Source organism: Sinomonas sp. G460-2 (assembly GCF_047759905.1).
Lineage (GTDB): Bacteria > Actinomycetota > Actinomycetes > Actinomycetales > Micrococcaceae > Sinomonas.
The window spans coordinates 1-15,492 of sequence record NZ_JBKZWT010000065.1; the positions used below are offsets into that span (position 1 = coordinate 1).

The 15,492-nt window shown below is 67.4% G+C and carries 19 protein-coding genes and 1 tRNA gene; 12 read left to right on the forward strand and 8 right to left on the reverse strand.

All coding sequences use genetic code 11. The annotated features are described in order from the left end of the window. Together ACLN58_RS08815 and ACLN58_RS08820 are read right to left on the reverse strand one after the other, a co-directional pair. A partial coding sequence (locus ACLN58_RS08815) for an SDR family NAD(P)-dependent oxidoreductase (RefSeq protein ID WP_415854890.1) occupies positions 1-552 on the reverse strand: 552 nt, incomplete at its 3' end. Then, the gene (locus ACLN58_RS08820; protein WP_415854891.1) at positions 549-1,439 is read right to left on the reverse strand and encodes a fumarylacetoacetate hydrolase family protein; all 891 of its coding nucleotides are present in this window, start codon (positions 1,437-1,439) and stop codon (positions 549-551) included. The genes ACLN58_RS08820 and ACLN58_RS08815, both read right to left, overlap by 4 nt. A gap of 97 nt (positions 1,440-1,536) precedes the next feature. Between ACLN58_RS08820 and ACLN58_RS08825 the strand changes: the two genes are divergently transcribed. Beyond that, a complete protein-coding gene (locus tag ACLN58_RS08825) occupies positions 1,537-2,376 on the forward strand; it encodes an amidohydrolase family protein (RefSeq protein WP_415854892.1) in 840 nt (279 codons plus the stop codon). On the opposite strand, the gene ACLN58_RS08830 is transcribed toward ACLN58_RS08825, so the two are convergent. Next, a complete protein-coding gene (locus ACLN58_RS08830) occupies positions 2,361-3,092 on the reverse strand; it encodes a FadR/GntR family transcriptional regulator (RefSeq protein WP_415854893.1) in 732 nt (243 codons plus the stop codon). The genes ACLN58_RS08825 and ACLN58_RS08830 overlap by 16 nt on opposite strands. Before the next feature lie 238 nt (positions 3,093-3,330). Between ACLN58_RS08830 and ACLN58_RS08835 the strand changes: the two genes are divergently transcribed. From ACLN58_RS08835 to ACLN58_RS08875, 9 genes are all read left to right on the forward strand, one after another. Continuing rightward, positions 3,331-4,650, forward strand: a complete 1,320-nt coding sequence (locus ACLN58_RS08835) for an L-fuconate dehydratase (RefSeq protein WP_415854894.1) — start codon at positions 3,331-3,333, stop codon at positions 4,648-4,650. A gap of 40 nt (positions 4,651-4,690) precedes the next feature. Beyond that, the gene (locus ACLN58_RS08840) at positions 4,691-5,932 is read left to right on the forward strand and encodes an ABC transporter substrate-binding protein (protein ID WP_415854895.1); all 1,242 of its coding nucleotides are present in this window, start codon (positions 4,691-4,693) and stop codon (positions 5,930-5,932) included. 13 nt (positions 5,933-5,945) lie between these two features. Then, the gene (locus ACLN58_RS08845; protein WP_415854896.1) at positions 5,946-6,899 is read left to right on the forward strand and encodes a carbohydrate ABC transporter permease; all 954 of its coding nucleotides are present in this window, start codon (positions 5,946-5,948) and stop codon (positions 6,897-6,899) included. 82 nt (positions 6,900-6,981) lie between these two features. Beyond that, complete coding sequence (locus tag ACLN58_RS08850) at positions 6,982-7,785, forward strand: carbohydrate ABC transporter permease (RefSeq protein ID WP_415854897.1); 804 nt, start codon at positions 6,982-6,984, stop codon at positions 7,783-7,785. Positions 7,786-7,842: 57 nt separating this feature from the next. Continuing rightward, positions 7,843-9,132 (forward strand): alpha-L-fucosidase, encoded by a 1,290-nt coding sequence (locus ACLN58_RS08855; RefSeq protein WP_415854898.1) that lies wholly within the window; start codon positions 7,843-7,845, stop codon positions 9,130-9,132. Continuing rightward, positions 9,133-9,447 carry an L-rhamnose mutarotase gene (locus ACLN58_RS08860; protein ID WP_415854899.1) on the forward strand — a complete coding sequence of 105 codons (315 nt, stop codon included), beginning with the start codon at positions 9,133-9,135 and terminating at the stop codon, positions 9,445-9,447. Further along, positions 9,444-10,409: an aldo/keto reductase gene (locus ACLN58_RS08865; RefSeq protein ID WP_415854900.1), complete on the forward strand. Its 966-nt coding sequence runs from the start codon at positions 9,444-9,446 to the stop codon at positions 10,407-10,409. Before ACLN58_RS08860 ends, ACLN58_RS08865 begins: the two co-directional genes overlap by 4 nt. A 147-nt stretch (positions 10,410-10,556) precedes the next feature. After that, entirely contained in the window at positions 10,557-11,057 is a 501-nt protein-coding gene (locus tag ACLN58_RS08870) for a DUF805 domain-containing protein (RefSeq protein ID WP_415854901.1), read from the forward strand. Between the two features lie 91 nt (positions 11,058-11,148). After that, positions 11,149-11,901: a potassium channel family protein gene (locus ACLN58_RS08875; RefSeq protein ID WP_415854902.1), complete on the forward strand. Its 753-nt coding sequence runs from the start codon at positions 11,149-11,151 to the stop codon at positions 11,899-11,901. 76 nt (positions 11,902-11,977) lie between these two features. On the opposite strand, the gene ACLN58_RS08880 is transcribed toward ACLN58_RS08875, so the two are convergent. Further along, positions 11,978-12,193: a hypothetical protein gene (locus tag ACLN58_RS08880; RefSeq protein ID WP_415854903.1), complete on the reverse strand. Its 216-nt coding sequence runs from the start codon at positions 12,191-12,193 to the stop codon at positions 11,978-11,980. 264 nt (positions 12,194-12,457) lie between these two features. Between ACLN58_RS08880 and ACLN58_RS08885 the strand changes: the two genes are divergently transcribed. Continuing rightward, a complete protein-coding gene (locus ACLN58_RS08885; RefSeq protein WP_415854904.1) occupies positions 12,458-12,739 on the forward strand; it encodes a helicase associated domain-containing protein in 282 nt (93 codons plus the stop codon). Between the two features lie 20 nt (positions 12,740-12,759). On the opposite strand, the gene ACLN58_RS08890 is transcribed toward ACLN58_RS08885, so the two are convergent. The 4 genes from ACLN58_RS08890 to ACLN58_RS08905 form a co-directional block, all read right to left on the reverse strand. Beyond that, a complete protein-coding gene (locus tag ACLN58_RS08890) occupies positions 12,760-13,539 on the reverse strand; it encodes an SDR family NAD(P)-dependent oxidoreductase (protein ID WP_415854905.1) in 780 nt (259 codons plus the stop codon). A gap of 55 nt (positions 13,540-13,594) precedes the next feature. Next, positions 13,595-13,981, reverse strand: a complete 387-nt coding sequence (locus ACLN58_RS08895; RefSeq protein ID WP_415854906.1) for a hypothetical protein — start codon at positions 13,979-13,981, stop codon at positions 13,595-13,597. Positions 13,982-14,236: 255 nt separating this feature from the next. Continuing rightward, positions 14,237-14,312: transfer RNA gene (locus ACLN58_RS08900), tRNA-Thr, on the reverse strand. A gap of 75 nt (positions 14,313-14,387) precedes the next feature. Continuing rightward, positions 14,388-14,723, reverse strand: coding sequence for a hypothetical protein (locus ACLN58_RS08905; RefSeq protein ID WP_415854907.1), 336 nt, complete (start codon positions 14,721-14,723; stop codon positions 14,388-14,390). Between the two features lie 187 nt (positions 14,724-14,910). Here ACLN58_RS08905 and ACLN58_RS08910 point away from each other — a divergent pair. Beyond that, positions 14,911-15,492: HAD-IA family hydrolase (locus ACLN58_RS08910; RefSeq protein ID WP_415854908.1), on the forward strand; the 582-nt coding region annotated here is incomplete at its 3' end.

Consider the following 15,492-nt stretch of genomic DNA (forward strand, 5'->3'; position numbering starts at 1 on the left):
GACCCACGGTGTGTCGACGGTCCCAGGATTGACGCAGTTCACGCGGATCCCCTCGCGCACATGGTCCGCCGCCATCGCGAGCGTAAGTGACAATACGGCGCCTTTCGACGCCGAATACAGCGCGCGCTGGGGAAGCCCGGCGGTGGCGGCGATCGAGCACGTGTTGACGATCGCGGCCGAGCCGGATTTCCGCAGGTGGGGCAGCGCGGCGCGGGAGACGCGGACAATCCCGAGGACGTTGATGTCGAGCACGCGGCGCCATTCCTCGTCGGGGTTGGCCTCGATGGTCCCCTGGGCGCCGATGCCGGCGTTGTTGACGACGACGTCGAGCCCACCCAAGCGGTCCGCCGCGGCCGCGACGGCCTTAGCGACGGAGGCGTCGTCGGATACGTCGCACCGGAGGGCTTCCGTGCCCTCGGCCGCGCCCGCGGGATTCAGGTCGAGGACGGCGACACTGGCCCCGAGAGCCCGAAGCCGCTGCACGGCCGCGGCCCCGATGCCCGAGGCGCCGCCCGTGACGATGGCCTTGAGGTTGTCGAACTCGTGCGTCATGCCCGTGCCCCCTCGCGCGCGTGCGCCGCCCGGAAGAACTCCTGGCGCTGGCGGCCGAGGCCCTCGACCTCGAGCTCCACGACGTCGCCCTCAGCGAGGTAGGCGAATCGGCCGGACAGGGCAACGCCTTCGGGTGTCCCGGTCAAGATGACGTCGCCGGGCTCGAGCAGCATGTACTGGCTGCAGTGGTGCACGAGCGTCGCCGGGTCGAAGATGAGGTCCGCCGTCGAGGAATCCTGTCGGGGTTCACCGTTGACCCAGCTGCGCAGCCGGAGGCGTCCCGCGTCCACCTCATCTGCGGGGACGAGCCAGGGCCCGAGCGGAGTCGAGGCGGGTAGGGACTTGCCCTTGGTCCATTGGCCAGCGGCACCGGGGAGCTGGTATTCGCGCTCGGAGAGGTCGTTCGCCGTGACGTAGCCCGCGATGCAGGCTTGCGCGTCGTCGGTCGTCTCGAGATAGCTCGCACTCCGCCCGATCACGATCCCCAGCTCGACCTCCCAGTCGTACTTGATGCTGAGCGGCGGGATGGGTGCCGGGTCGTAAGGACCGGCCACGGTGTTCGAGGGCTTGAGGAACACGACCGGGATCTCGGGCGGCTCCGCGCCCGATTCGGCGGCATGCAGCGCGTAGTTCATGCCGATGCAGACCAGAGACCCGGGCTGTGCGATCGGGGCGCCGATGCGCTGCCCCACGACATCCGCGATCTCCTCGAGCGCGCCTGCCGCGAGTGCGGCCCGTGCGCGCTCGACGCCGCCGCCGGCGAGGAAGTCGCCGTCGACGTCGCCCGTGAGAGGGCCGAGGTGATAGAAGCGTTCCACGCCGTCCGGTCCGGCCGCGAGGACGGCTGGCCGTTCAGCGCCGGGATTGCCGAGTCTGAGGAACTTCATAGTGCTCCTGTCATCCGAGGTTTGGCACGATTAGTCCCTAGTATTTGCCATCTAGAGGGCATTGACAAGCAATACATCTGATGTTTACGGTCGGGCGGTGGGCCGCATCGATGCACACCTTCACTTGTGGGACCTTGCCCGCGGCGGCTATCGCTGGCTCGGGCCCCACCATGGCCGCCTGTTCCGCACGTTTGAGGCTCGAGAAGCGGGTGCCGAACTCGCCGCGGCAGGCGTCGACGGTGCCATCCTCGTCCAGGCCGAGGATACCGTTGAGGACACCGAGTCGATGCTCGCCGTCGGCCGCGCGCACCCGTGGGTCGTCGGCGTCGTCGGATGGGCGCCGCTTGACCGCCCCGAACTCGCGGCGGCGGAGATCGAGCAGCTCGGGGCCCACCCTCTCGTGTGCGGGCTCAGACACCTCGTTCACGACGACCCGCGCGACGACTTCCTGACCCTTCCTTCCGTCAGGGCTTCATTGACGACGGCGGCCCGCGCGGGTCTGGCGTTCGACGTCCCCGATGCGTGGCCGCGCCACCTCGAGGCGACTGTCGAGCTAGCGCGGGCGCTGCCCGAGCTCACGGTGGTCCTCGACCATCTCGGAAAGCCACCGCTTGTGGACGGCGACTCCGCGCTCGCCGTCTGGAGTCGCCACCTACGCGCCCTCGGCGGACTTCCCAACGCCGTCGCGAAGGTCTCGGGCCTCAGACTCCCGGGCGCGCCCTACGCGGCGGACGCCCTCCGCGGCGTCTGGCACGACGCGCTCGAGGCGTTCGGGCCCGAGCGGCTCATGCTCGGGAGCGACTGGCCGGTCAGCACGCTCGGCGGCCCGTACTCGGAGACCCTTGCCGTGCTTGACGAGCTCGTCGGGGAGCTTTCGGCCGACGAGCAGTCTTGGCTGCGCTCGCGGTCCGCCTCTGCCGCCTACCGGCTCGGGTGACGAACCGGCGGGGCGGACAGCTCGACGTCGCCCGTCGGCGATTCCTCCATCGCCCGCCGGAGCCACGCCTCAACCCCGCTCACGTGCACGGTCACGAGGGCGCGCACGAGCTCGGCGTCGCCGTGCTCGAGCGCGTCGGCAATCGCGCCGTGCTCGGCGAGCGTGCGGGCGACGGCGCGCTCCTCCGTGAGCCCGCGCCAGATACGCGCCCGCAAGGTCTGCGATGAGAGCGCGTCGAGGAGGCTCGAGAGGTAGCTGTTCCCCGCCTGCGCGGCGATGATCCGGTGGAACTCCGCGTCGTGTTCGACGAGCTCCTCGACGCTCGTCTCCTCTGTAATGCCCTCCATCGAGGCCCGCAGCTCGCCAAGCCCTGCGGGGCCGATAAGGTGTGCCGCCGTCGCGGCGGCTGCCGGCTCGAGGATCCGCCTGACCTCGAGGAGTTCGAGGACGCCTCGGGCCTGGTGCAGTTCGACGATGAAGCCGAGGGCCTCGTTGAGGAGCTTCGGCTCGAGCGTCGTCACGTAGGTGCCGTCGCCGCGGCGGACGTCCAGGACTCGGATCAGCTCGAGCGCCTTGACCGCCTCGCGCAAGGAACTGCGCGAGAGACCGAGCCGGTCCGCGAGGTCCTTCTCCGGCGGCAGTCGATCACCCGGCCGGAGCTCGCCGGCCAGCAGCATCTCCTTGATCTTGTCGATGGCGTCATCGGTCAATGCCACGGAAGGCTCCCCATCTGTCAGGCCCAAAGTGTCCACATCCTAATACATCGGATGAATCGAGGAGTGCCTTTCGGGGACATCGGAGCTTTGTTCGCGCAAGGGCACGGAATTCGACCAAATCTGACCATTGACAGGCTAAACATCGGATGTATATCGTCAAGGCCGGACTTCACCTCAACTCAGCCGGGCCGCAGCCTCGCCAATGCAGGAAGGCAGCGGAGGTACCGCAAGGAGCACGATGAGCGCCATCACCGCACTCGAAACGTTTGACATCCGATTTCCGACGTCGCAGCACCTCGACGGCTCGGATGCCATGAACCCCGACCCCGACTATTCTGCCGCCTATCTGATCATCCGCACGGACGCCGGGGACGGGCACGAGGGGCACGGCTTCGTGTTCACGATTGGCCGCGGCAACGAGATTGCGGTCGCCGCGATCCACGCCGTGCGGCACCACCTCGTGGGGTGGAACGTCGAAGAGCTGCTCGGGGACATGGGCGCCACGTGGAAGCGGCTCGTGCACGACTCCCAACTCCGCTGGCTCGGCCCGGAGAAGGGCGTCATGCATATGGCGATCGGCGCCGTCGTCAACGCCCTCTGGGATCTGAAGGCCAAGCGCGCGGGGCTCCCGCTCTGGGAACTCCTCTCCCGCATGAGTCCCGAAGAGCTCGTCTCCCTTGTCGACTTCCGCTACCTCACGGACGCGCTGACCCCCGATCAGGCGCTCGAGATCCTGCGTCGGGCTGAGACGGGTCGCGCGGAGCGGCGGGCACAGCTTCTCGCCGAGGGCTACCCCGCCTACACGACGACCCCGGGATGGCTAGGCTACAGCGACGAGAAGCTCGTGCGGCTCGCGAGGGAAGCGGTGGCGGAGGGGTACACCCAGATCAAGCTCAAGGTCGGCGCCTCGCTCGAGGACGATGTGCGACGCCTACGCCTGGCCCGCGAGACGGTGGGGCCGGACGTCCGGATCGCCGTTGACGCGAACCAGCGGTGGGACGTCGAGGAGGCCGTCGAGTGGATGAGCTGGCTTGCGCCGTTCGACATCGCGTGGATCGAGGAGCCCACGAGCCCCGACGACATCTTGGGCCACGCCGAGATCGCGCGGAAGCTTGCGCCCCTTCCCGTGGCCACGGGGGAGCACGTGCACAACCGTGTCATGTTCAAGCAGTTCGTGCAGGCCGGCGCGCTCGAGGTGCTGCAGCTTGATGCGACGCGCGTGGCCGGGGTCAACGAGAACCTCGCGATCCTGCTCCTGGCCGCGAAGTTCGGGGTTCGGGTGTGCCCGCACGCTGGCGGCGTGGGCCTGTGCGAAGCCGTTCAGCACCTCTCGATGTTCGACTTTGTTGCGGTCTCCGGCACGAAAGAGGGCCGAATGATCGAATACGTGGATCATCTCCACGAGCACTTTGCCGCGCCCGTCGACGTCCACAGTGGAGCCTATTGGCCGCCGTTTGCGCCCGGAGCGGGGACGGAGATGGTCGCCGGTACGCTCGCCGGCTACGTCTTCCCAGCTGGACAGATCTGGTCGGCTCCTTCAGCGTTCAGCCAACAGTAGAAGCAACTCAACCTCTCACCGAAAGCACAAGGGAGAAATCATGCGCAAAGAAGCGTTGGTAGCAGGCGCCCTGGCCCTCGGCCTTGTCGGGCTTGCCGGCTGCGGCGGTACCTCCTCGCCCACGACGGCGGACGGCAAGACCGCGATGACGTGGGCGATGTGGGTAGGCGGCACCGAGGACCAGAATTCTTGGCAGAAGGTCGCGGACGAGGTCAGCACTAAGCTCGGCGACGTCAAGATCACTCTGCAGGGCTCGACCTTCAGCGACTACTTCACGAAGATGAGCACCCAGCTGAGCTCCAACACCGCCCCGTGCCTCGTGGCCGTGCAGAGTCTGCGCACGGCCCAGCTCAAGGACGGCATGCTCCCGCTCGACGATCTCGTCAAGAAGGACGGGATGGATCTGAGCGCCTTTGACCAGTCGATGATCAAGGGCCTCAGCGCCGACGGCAAGCTGTACGCGCTCCCGTACGACGTGGGGCCGCTCATGATGTTCTACAACAAGGACAAGTTCGCGGCGGCCGGGGTCTCCGAACCGAAGGCTGGCTGGACCTCGAGTGATTTCGTCGCGGCCGCGAAGAAGATCACCGCCTCGACCGGAAAGCCCGCCTTCGCGCCGTCGATCGGGGACCTCGTCATCGAGTCCCAGGTCCTCGCGTACAACGGTGGCCGAGTGACGCAGGCGGACGGAAGCATCAACGCGACCGACTCCGTCTTCTCCGACGGGCTCCAGTGGGTCGCGGACCTCGCCTCGAAGGAGAAGGTGTCGCCCCAGCTGCCCGGCAGTGACGGCTCCTTCGCGAGCAACCAGTTCCTCTCGGGCACCACGGCGATGTCCATCGACGGCCCCTGGTCGCTCATCGACACCAAGTCCAAGGCCAAGTTCAAGGTCGGTGTCACCACCCTGCCGGCCGGGCCGGGCGGTGGGAAGACGTTCAGCGCCGGCTCGGGCTGGGGCATCTCCAAGCAATGCCCCACTCCGGACAAGGCGTTCGCGGCGCTCAAGGAGATGACAGGTGACAAGGTCCTCAGCGAGCTCGGCGCGGCGGGACGCGCACTCCCGGCGCGCACCGCGGACCAGAAGGTGTGGATCGACAACGCCGGGATCCCCGGGGTTGCCGAAGCGCTTCAGGCGGCTGAGTCGACCGCCGTGCCCATGCCTTCCAACACGAACAGCGACCAGCTCGGCACGCTCTTCAGCCAGTACCTCCCGAAGGCCCTCAACGGACAGCAGAGCGCGGCCAGTGTCATGAAGGACATCGCGGCTCAGCTTCCGCACTGAGCGAGGACTCGAAATGACCGTTCTGAAGACCTCGCGACCCGGAACGTCGCCGCGTGACGCGGCCGGGACACCGTCGTCCGCCGGTCCCCGCGCCGTGCGGGGGAGGAAGACCTTCTGGGGCCCGGGGTTCGCCGCCCCGCACGGGGTGGGCCTCGCGTTCTTCACCCTCGTGCCGATCGCGTTCTCCCTCTTCATCAGCCTCTACCGGTGGCCGCTCCTCGGCACGCCGACGTTCTTGGGCCTCGGCAACTACCAGCGGCTGTTCAGCGATCCGATCTTCGGCCAGGTCGTGTGGAATACGGTGCTGTTCGTCGTCCTGTACGTCCCGCTCAATCTCGTGATCTCGTTGGGGCTCGCCGCTTGGCTCACCCCAAGGGTCAAGGGGCGGCATATCTTCAGGGTGATCTTCTTCATCCCGTCGATCACACCGATCGTGGCGAACGTCGTGGTGTGGCGCATGCTCTATCAGCCGAGCGGTCTGATCGACGGTATCGCCCAGGCCGCCACCGGCATTCACGCACCGAACTTCCTCGGCGACGAGAACTGGGCCATGGTCGCGATCGTGGCGATGAGCGTGTGGCAGGGGTTCGGGTACAACATGCTTGTCTTTTCTGCCGCGCTTGACGCGGTTCCAGAGAACCTGGCCGAGGCGGCCGCAATCGATGGGGCGAACGCGTGGACGGTCTTCTGGAGGATCAAGCTCAAGCTGATTTCGCCGTCGATCTTTTTCGCGACGATGATGACGCTCATCACCTCGTTCCAAGTCTTCGCGCAGCCGTTCATCCTCACCAAGGGCGGCCCGGGATCCAGCACCTCGACGATCGTCCTGTACATCTACAACCAGGGCTTCCAATTCCACCAACTCGGCCTCGCCTCGGCCGCGGCGTGGGTCCTCTTCGTGATCATCCTCGGCGTCACCGCCGTCCAGTTCATCGGGCAGAAGAAGTGGGTGCACTACGATGCTTGATTCCGCCGTCCGGCCTCAGACCCGTGCGTCCCAGCCCAGCGTTCGGCGAGGGAGACCGCTGGGGGCTCGCGTGAGGAGCGCTGTGGGCTATCTCCTCCTGTGCGCGGTCGCCCTCGCGTTCCTCTCTCCGCTCATCTACATGCTCGCCACGTCGTTCAAGCCTCCCGCGGACATCTTCAGCATCCCGCCGAGCCTCTTCGGAAGCGAGTTCCGCTGGCAGAACTATCAGGAGGCGCTCGACTACATGCCGTTCCTGCGGTTCATGGGGAACGGGGTGCTCGTCTCAGCCGCCGGGACCGCGCTCTCGCTCGTGGTTTCGTCCCTGTCCGGCTACGCCTTTTCCCGGCTCCGCTGGAGCGGGAGGAATCTGACCTTCATGGTGTTCCTCGCGACGCTCATGATCCCGCAGGAAGTTCTGATCGTGCCGATGTTCGTCATGATGCAGCAGGTCAAATGGGTCAACACGTTCCAGGCGCTCATCGTCCCGTGGGCGTTCACGGCGTTCGGGGCGTTCATGCTGCGGCAGTTCTTCCTCGGCGTTCCCCAGGAGCTCGATGACGCTGCCCGTGTGGACGGTGCAGGAACCGTGCGGACCTTCCTGCTCGTCATGCTTCCCCTCGCGAGACCGACGCTCGCGGTCTTGGCCGTCTTCAGCTTCATCAGCTATTGGAATTCCTTCCTGTGGCCGCTCGTCGTGATCAACGACGTCAACAGCCTCGGCACCATTCCGCTCGGCCTCGGGATGTTCTTCGGGCAGCAAGGCGAGCAGTGGCATCTCGTCATGGCAGCGTCGGTCGTCTCGATGGTTCCGACCGTCGTCCTGCTCGTCCTGCTCCAACGCCATCTCATCAAGGGCATTGTCACAAGCGGCCTCGGTGGCCGCTAAGGATTGCAACACTTTCGCTACGACCTCGACCCCACGACCCTCGACAAGGAGTCACACATGATCTCGCACGCCCCGTGGTTCACCGAGTCCCGCTTCGGCATGTTCGTCCACTGGGGGCTCTATGCTCTCCCGGCTCGCCACGAATGGGTCATGAACCGCGAGCGCATCAGCGCGCCGGACTATGAGAAGTACTTCGAGCACTTCGACCCGGACCTCTACGATCCACGCGAATGGGCGCGCGCGGCCAAGGACGCCGGCATGAGGTACGTGGTCCTCACCACGAAGCACCACGAGGGCTTCTGCCTGTGGGACTCTGCGCTCACCGACTACAAGTCGACGAAGACCCCGTGCGGGCAGGACCTTGTGGCCGCCTACGTCGACGCGCTGAGGGAGGAGGGGCTCAAAGTCGGCTTCTACCACTCGCTGCTCGACTGGCACCACCCGGACTTCACGATCGACGGCTTCCACCCTGAGCGGGACGACCCCGAGGCCCAGCGCCTCAACGAGGGCCGGGACATGGCCCGGTACCGCGAATACCTCCACGGCCAGGTCCGCGAGCTCCTCACGAACTACGGCACGATCGACTACCTCTTCTTCGACTTTTCCTACGCGGATGCGAGCGAGAACCACCGGACGATTTGGGGGTCGAAGGGACGTGAGGCGTGGGGATCCGAGGAACTCCTCGCGATGGTCCGCGAGCTCCAGCCGCAGATCGTGGTCAACGACAGGCTCGACATCCCGGGCGACTTCGCGACGCCGGAGCAGTACCAGCCGTCCGGGCCCATGATCGTCAACGGCGTCCAGGTCCCGTGGGAGGCCTGCCAGACGCTCAACGGGAGCTGGGGCTACGACCGCGACAACCTCGACTACAAGTCGGTGGACCTGCTCGTGCGGATGCTCGTCGACGGGGTGGCAAAGGGCGGGAACCTGCTGCTCAACGTCGGTCCGACGGCACGTGGCAACTTCGATCCTCGTGCGATCGAATCTCTGAAGGGCATCGGCGAGTGGATGAGGCTGCATTCGCGCTCGGTGTACGGCGCGGGCGAGGCGCCCTGGACCCCGCCGGGCGACGCCCGGTACACGCGCCGCGGGAGCCGGCTCTACCTGCACCTGTTCGCGTGGCCATTCGAGTACGTGCACCTGCCCGAGCTCGCCGGGAAGGTGGAATACGCCCAGCTACTCAACGACGCGTCGGAGGTGGCGCTCCTCGAGCTGAGCGGGGACCGCCATGCCGTGACCACTGCCCAGGGGGCCCAGCCTGACGGGACGCTCACGCTCAAGCTTCCCGTGCAGCGGCCGGACGTGGCCGTCCCCGTCGTCGAGCTCTTCCTCAAGCCGGGGGTCTAGGTGACGGAAACCATCGCCCTGCACACGCGCCTCAAGGCGGGGGCGGCCGCGGACTATGCGGCCGCGCACGCGGACATTCCTCCGGAGCTCGTGGCCGCCCTGCGCGCGGCCGGCGTGCGCGACTGGCGGATCTGGCGAAGCGGAGAGGAACTGTTCCACCTCGTCGAAGTCGAGGACTACCAGGCCATGCGCCGCGCGCTCGCCGAGGATCCCGTGAACGCCGCGTGGCAGGAGCGCATGTCTGCGCTCCTCGCCGTCGAGGACGACTACTCGGGGGATGATCACGGGATCGAGCGAGTTTGGCGGCTCCCATGACCGCGGCGGGCGCGGGCCTGGCCTTCGGGCCGCTCGGCTTCGGAGCGGCCGGGATCGGCAACCTCTACCGCGAGGTCAGCGACGAGCAGGCGGCCGCGACAATCGAGGCTGCCTGGGCGGGCGGGATCCGCTACTTCGACACCGCGCCGCACTACGGTCTTGGCCTGTCCGAGCGGCGCCTCGGGGCCGCGCTGCGGGACAAGCCGCGCGGCGAGTTCGTCGTCTCGACGAAGGCGGGGCGGCTCCTCGAGCCGACCGCGAACCCGGACGACGCGCCGGACGACGAGGGCTTCGACGTCCCCGCCGATCTGAGGCGCGTGTGGGATCCGTCTGAGCAAGGCATCCGGCGCAGCCTCGAGGACTCGCTCGCGCGGCTTGGTCTCGACGCGGTCGACATCCTGTACCTCCACGACCCGGACTTCTACGACCTCGAGGCCGGCATCACCGAGGCACTCCCGGCTATGCAGAGGCTCCGCGAGGAGGGACTCGTCAGAGCCATCGGCGTCGGCGCGAATTCGGGCAAGGCGCTCGCCGAGTGCGTGCGGCGAGCCGACTTGGACCTCGTGATGCTCGCGGGACGCTACACGCTCCTCGAGCAGGCCGCGCTGCACGAGCTCCTGCCCGCGTGCGTCGAGCGCGGCGTCGGGGTGGTCAACGTAGGGGTCTACAACTCGGGGCTCCTCGCGCGGCCTCACGTGAGCGACAACGCGCATTACAACTACGCGCCTGCGCCCGCGGAGATCCTGGACCGCGCGCGCCGGCTCGCCGCCGCGTGCACGGAGTTCGGCGTCGAGCTGCCGACCGCGGCCCTCCAGTTCAGCCTCCGACACCCGGCGGTGCGGACGGTTGCCGTGGGGGCGGCCAGCCCGGAGCAGATCGCCCAGAACGTCGCCCGCATGTCGGAGCCGGTGCCGGAGGAACTGTGGGAGGAGCTCCTCCGCCGCGGGCTCATTCCGGTGTGAGCTTGCGGGGTCTTTGCCGCCGCGCTGCGGGGTCCCTGCCACGACCACGCCGCGCGGCCGTGCAGCGCAATGTACCCGTAAATTCCGCTGTTTCCAACGAAGCCGTGTCTACCATGGCCTCGTCATCCATAGACACGAGGGGGATTTATGAGCACACCGCAGTACCCGACGCCCGAATCCGCGAACTTCTACGCCGCGCCGCCGCTCTGGGCGCCCTACTACGGGGCCCCGTTCAAGGAAGCCATCCGGCGGTTCTTCACCAAGTACGCCACGTTCACCGGCCGCGCGAGCCGTAGCGAGTACTGGTGGTGGTTCCTCGTGAGCATCATCGTGGGCGTGGTCTTGCAGATCCTGATTGCCGCAGGCAGCGTCATCACCACCGACGCGTCCGGTTACACAACGTCCACGCCCGGGCCCATGTCCGTGGTCGGGTACGTGCTCGAGGGCATCTGGTTCCTCGCCACGATCGTCCCGCAGCTCGCGCTCCTGGCCCGCCGCCTCCACGACGTCAATATCAGTGCCTGGATGATCTTCATCGGGCTCGTTCCGTTCCTGGGCGGCCTCACTCTGCTCATCCTCTCGCTGCTGCCTCCGAAGCCCGAGGGGCAGCGCTTCGACCGGCCCACTGGTCCCGTCTATCCTGGCTGACGCACAGCGCTTTCGCAGGGGTCCGGGCGTCGCGCCCGGGCCCCTGCGGCGTTCCGCACCTTCGGGCTCGCCCAGTTGTAGCCTTCAGCGCATGACCCTTGAACGCTGGCAACGGCTCTCAGAATGGCCCATGGTCGCCGCCGCCCTTCTCTTCCTCGGTGCCTATTCGGTGCAGGTCATCGCCGACCTTCCGGACGCGGAGGGCGCGTGGGCAGACGCCCTCGTCTGGGCGGCATGGGCGGTCTTCGTGCTCGACTACGGTGTGCGCCTGTGGCTTGCTCCGAGCCGGGGCCGATGGTTCCTGTACAACCTGCACGAACTCGCGATCCTTGCGCTGCCAGCGCTCCGGCCACTGCGCCTCCTGCGACTCGTCACGCTGCTGAAGGTCGTGCATAGTCGGGCGGGCAGCGCCCTGAGGGGCAGGCTCCTGCTCTACGTTTTGGGCTCGGCTTCCATGCTGATCTATTGCGGCGCCCTCGCGGCCCTCGACGCCGAGCAGAACGATCCGCAGGCGAACATCCGCACGTTCGGGGACGCGCTCTGGTGGGCCCTCACCACCATCACGACGGTGGGATACGGGGATCACTACCCGATCACCGTCGTCGGGCGGTTTGCCGCAGCAGGCCTCATGGTGGCTGGGATCGCAGTGCTCGGCGTCGTCACCGCCTCGATCGCGTCCTGGCTCGTGGAAAGCGTCTCCGCCCAGACCGCCGCCAAAACCGCGGAGCGGACGGCCGCGGCGCTCGACGCCATCGACGAGCCCCTCGAGCAGCAGATCCGCGCCCTGTCCGAGCAGGTCGCTCGGCTCACGGCCGCGCTCGAGGCGCGCGGACCGCGCGGCTAGGGTTGGCCGCCGCCGAGGTAAGTGCCCACGTCGAATGGCCCCTGAGTCGAGACGCCGGGGTCGTGGTGGAAGTCCGCTATCCGAGCGCTTCCCGGATCTCCCAGAGGATGAGGCGCCGGGCCCTCTCGTCCACGTCCAGGTTGAGGATCGCGTTGAGGGCGCGGGCCATGCGCGGCGCGGCTGCCAAGAGCTCGGCGAGCTCGGGATTGCTGGCGAGATCGAGGGCTGCGACCTCAGAGGCAGAGAGGCGGTCGGTCACGTGCGGATTGGCCAAGACACTGGAAACGGCCATGGGAGATTCCTCCGGTCGAGCCTGCGGTTGAACCCATGCTCCACTGGGCTTCGATGGCCCCGCGAGCCGACCCGCCGCCGTTTCAGCGATGTTCACGCCGGATTCCGCGAAGCGTTTGATCCCCGTCGGCTCCCGGTCTACCGGAACACGGGGTTCTCGTCGACCGCAGTTACCCGCAAGTAGCGGAAGCCGTTGGACGTGTCTAACATGATATTCATCACTTATTTCACATCGATGGGGGAAGCGTCGTGGACGAAGGCGTTGATGCGAGAGCTTGCATGGCAGATCACCGGTATTCGCCGACCGTCGCAGAGCAGCGACGAAGTATTCGGCAGGACGCTCGAGCAGACGGCAGCCTTCCACGTGGCCGAGGGGCGGGCTCCCGAGACCTCGGGGGAGAGCGCGCTTGAGGCGAGGCTCGGCCGCTGGCTCGAGGCCCAGCGCGCCGAGTCGCGCCGCGGAACGCTCTGCGACGCGCGACGGCGCATGATCGACCGTGCGATCGGGGTCGGCTGGGCGTTCGATGCGATTAGCCCGAGACCGTAACCGGTTCGAGGCGGCTCGGTTCAGGCGTTCCGGTACCGCGTTGCCAGATCGGGGCTCTGCGCCCCGAAGGCGGCGAGATCGGCGTTGAAGACCTCATCGAGGAGCTGTGCGTTCTCGACGCCTGGAGCGCAGACGGTTTCGCCCAGTTCGAGGCCTCGCAGGCTCGCCGTGACGACGTCGGCCGCGCTCATGCGGGGGACCATGCTCAGGTCGAGGCCTTGGCGCTCGTGGAACTCCGTGGCCACGACGCCGGGGCACACCACCTGAACGGTGACGCCTGTGCCCTCGAGCTCAGCGCTCAGAGTCTGGGACATCGCGACGAGGTAGGCCAGGCTCCCGCCGTACACCGCGCGGCGGGGCATCTGGGCGTGCGGGGCGGGGCCGCCGAACGCGATCATGCCAGCAACGTTGATGATGGTGCCCTCGCCGCGGGCCTGCATGCCGCCGACTGCTGCGCGCGTGAGCATCGTGGGGGCGAGGACCTTGACGCTCACAAGTTCGGCTGCCTTCTCTGCTGGCAGCTCTGCGAGCGGCATGTAGTGGGCCACACCGGCATTGTTCACGAGCATGGTCAACGGTTCGGCGGCGCAGATCTCGGCGACCGCGTCGATTCCCTCGGGGGTGGACAGGTCGGCCGCCACAGTGCGGACCGCGACCTCCGGGTGCGTAGTGGCGAACTCCTCAAGGCGCTCCGCGCGCCGGCCAACGATCACCAGGTCGTAGCCATCCGCTGCGAGGCGCTCGGCGAAGGCCCGGCCGATGCCGGAGGTCGCGCCGGTGACAAGTGCAAGCTTGCTCATTGCTGTTCCCTTTCCTGACATATCCCTCCGTATCTTCTCGGCGTCGGGCGCCCACCTAGGCGGTGTGGATCCACTCGTTGAGCGCCGCGCGGTCGGTGAACCACGCGGTAAGGAAGTCGGCCCCGTCCTCGTGTGCGGGCGCGGAGGAGCCAGCCTCGGGCGGGAGGAGGAAAGCGAGTTTGAGAGCTCCCGCACGGTTGTAGCGGGGGATGATCTCCTCGGCTCGCCACTGACCGGTCGCTTCGCTCATCCGGTGGGCGAAATCCCTCGCGTCCACAACGAGGACCGTGGGCCGGTGTTCGAGTGCCAGATCGGCGAAGGCCGCCATGTCAGCGCGGAAGGCTTCGTCGGTCATGCCTTCGGTCGCGCTCCACTGTAGTTCCAGAACGGTTCCGTCATCGGTCAGGGAGAAGAGGCTGTAGGGGGTCTTGGCCAGTTCCATGGCAGTTATTCCTCCAGACAGGTGGTCGGCCGACGGGACCCGGCGGCCGGTATGTTCCGCGGTCTTTCAAGCAGCGGCGCGTCGTGTGGGCCGTTGCGGATTTCCGAACCGTGTTCGCCGCAGACGCGCGAGCGCCTCATGCGAGGCTAGCCAGACACCGGGCCGAGGTCCAGCCCGCTCGCTCGGTGAGCCCTCATCGGGGGGCACGAAAAACCCCTCTCTAATCCGCGTTTCCGCAAGTCTAGAGAGGGGTTGTGGAGCCTCCCAGCGGGATCGAACCGCTGACCTTCTCATTACGAGTGAGACGCTCTACCGTCTGAGCTAGGGAGGCAATCGGAGCCCCGCAGCAGCGGAACCACCGAGTGAATACTCTAGTGGAGCGCGCCGCTCCGGGTCAAAACGAGCGTCAGGCCGGCTTGGCCAAATAGTCCACCGCATACGCGACCGCCGCCGAAAAGAGGCGCCACGACCCGTAGTGCGCGGAGTCTACGTAGGCGCTTCCGCCGCGCCCTCGAAGGCATGCGAGCGTGCTCTGCCGCCCTCCCGGGCGTTCCGGATACACGACCACCTCGACCGAGCCGATCGTGCCCATTGCCTGGCGCGCGCCGCTTCCCTTCAGCGCTGCCCGCAGTTGCCTGCTGACCTGCATTCTGTCCATCGCCGACGTCCCCGTCACCATCAGCTCCCTGCTGTGTCCCTGCTGCGCCCCAGTGGTGGCCGCCACCCCCAGCGTGGCGGCCACCTACTAGGTAGAACAAGGCCAGCACGCCGTATGACGCGATTTTCTCCAACATTTATATCCAGTGTCCTCCGTGGTCGTGTTCACCCTGCGTACGTGGCGAATTCAGTGGTGTGTCGCGAGCCAATGGCATCGTCGGAGAACAATCGCCGGGCGAGTCTGGCGTCCAAACGAACTTGGGGGATCATCAGTGACCGTGCAAAACCTGCCGCCCGCCGTGGCGAGTGGCATCCGTCTCGCCGTACTCGACATGAACGGGACAACCGTGGTCGATGGCGGAGCGGCGGAGCGCGCGGTCGCCGAGGCCCTCCGGCAGTTCGGCGTGAGGGGCGAGCGGCTCGATTCGGCGCTCGTGATGTCTCGACGCAGCGCCGGGCTCGACCGCGCCGGGGTCTTCGAGCGGCTTTTCCCGGACGACGCCGGTACCGCCAAGGCGGCGTTCCGCGCCTTCGCCGAGGGGTACGACGCGATGATTCTCTCGGGTTGCGTGCGGCCCGTCCCCGGGGCGGAGGCCGCCGTTCACACCCTGCGTGAGCACGGCGTCAAGGTATGCCTCGCGACGGGCTTCGGGCGGCATACCCAGAACAGCGTCCTCGAGGCGCTTGACTGGATGGGTCTCGCTGACCTCTCGCTGTGCTCGGAGGACGCGGGCCGCGGCCGGCCCTACCCCGACATGGTCCTCACGGCCGTCCTGGCCCTCGATATCGAAGACGTGCGGCAGGTGCTCGTTGCTGGCGACACGGCCGCAGACATCACGTCGGCCCTGCGCGCC

Coding starts and splice junctions, on each gene's coding strand:
- ACLN58_RS08885 (WP_415854904.1), top strand. CDS start 12,458: ATGCGAGAGCTTGCATGGCAGATCACCGGTATTCGCCGACCGTCGCAG.
- ACLN58_RS08835 (WP_415854894.1), top strand. CDS start 3,331: ATGAGCGCCATCACCGCACTCGAAACGTTTGACATCCGATTTCCGACG.
- ACLN58_RS08855 (WP_415854898.1), top strand. CDS start 7,843: ATGATCTCGCACGCCCCGTGGTTCACCGAGTCCCGCTTCGGCATGTTC.
- ACLN58_RS08865 (WP_415854900.1), top strand. CDS start 9,444: ATGACCGCGGCGGGCGCGGGCCTGGCCTTCGGGCCGCTCGGCTTCGGA.
- ACLN58_RS08890 (WP_415854905.1), bottom strand. CDS start 13,539: ATGAGCAAGCTTGCACTTGTCACCGGCGCGACCTCCGGCATCGGCCGG.
- ACLN58_RS08870 (WP_415854901.1), top strand. CDS start 10,557: ATGAGCACACCGCAGTACCCGACGCCCGAATCCGCGAACTTCTACGCC.
- ACLN58_RS08820 (WP_415854891.1), bottom strand. CDS start 1,439: ATGAAGTTCCTCAGACTCGGCAATCCCGGCGCTGAACGGCCAGCCGTC.
- ACLN58_RS08845 (WP_415854896.1), top strand. CDS start 5,946: ATGACCGTTCTGAAGACCTCGCGACCCGGAACGTCGCCGCGTGACGCG.
- ACLN58_RS08840 (WP_415854895.1), top strand. CDS start 4,691: ATGCGCAAAGAAGCGTTGGTAGCAGGCGCCCTGGCCCTCGGCCTTGTC.
- ACLN58_RS08875 (WP_415854902.1), top strand. CDS start 11,149: ATGACCCTTGAACGCTGGCAACGGCTCTCAGAATGGCCCATGGTCGCC.
- ACLN58_RS08880 (WP_415854903.1), bottom strand. CDS start 12,193: ATGGCCGTTTCCAGTGTCTTGGCCAATCCGCACGTGACCGACCGCCTC.
- ACLN58_RS08895 (WP_415854906.1), bottom strand. CDS start 13,981: ATGGAACTGGCCAAGACCCCCTACAGCCTCTTCTCCCTGACCGATGAC.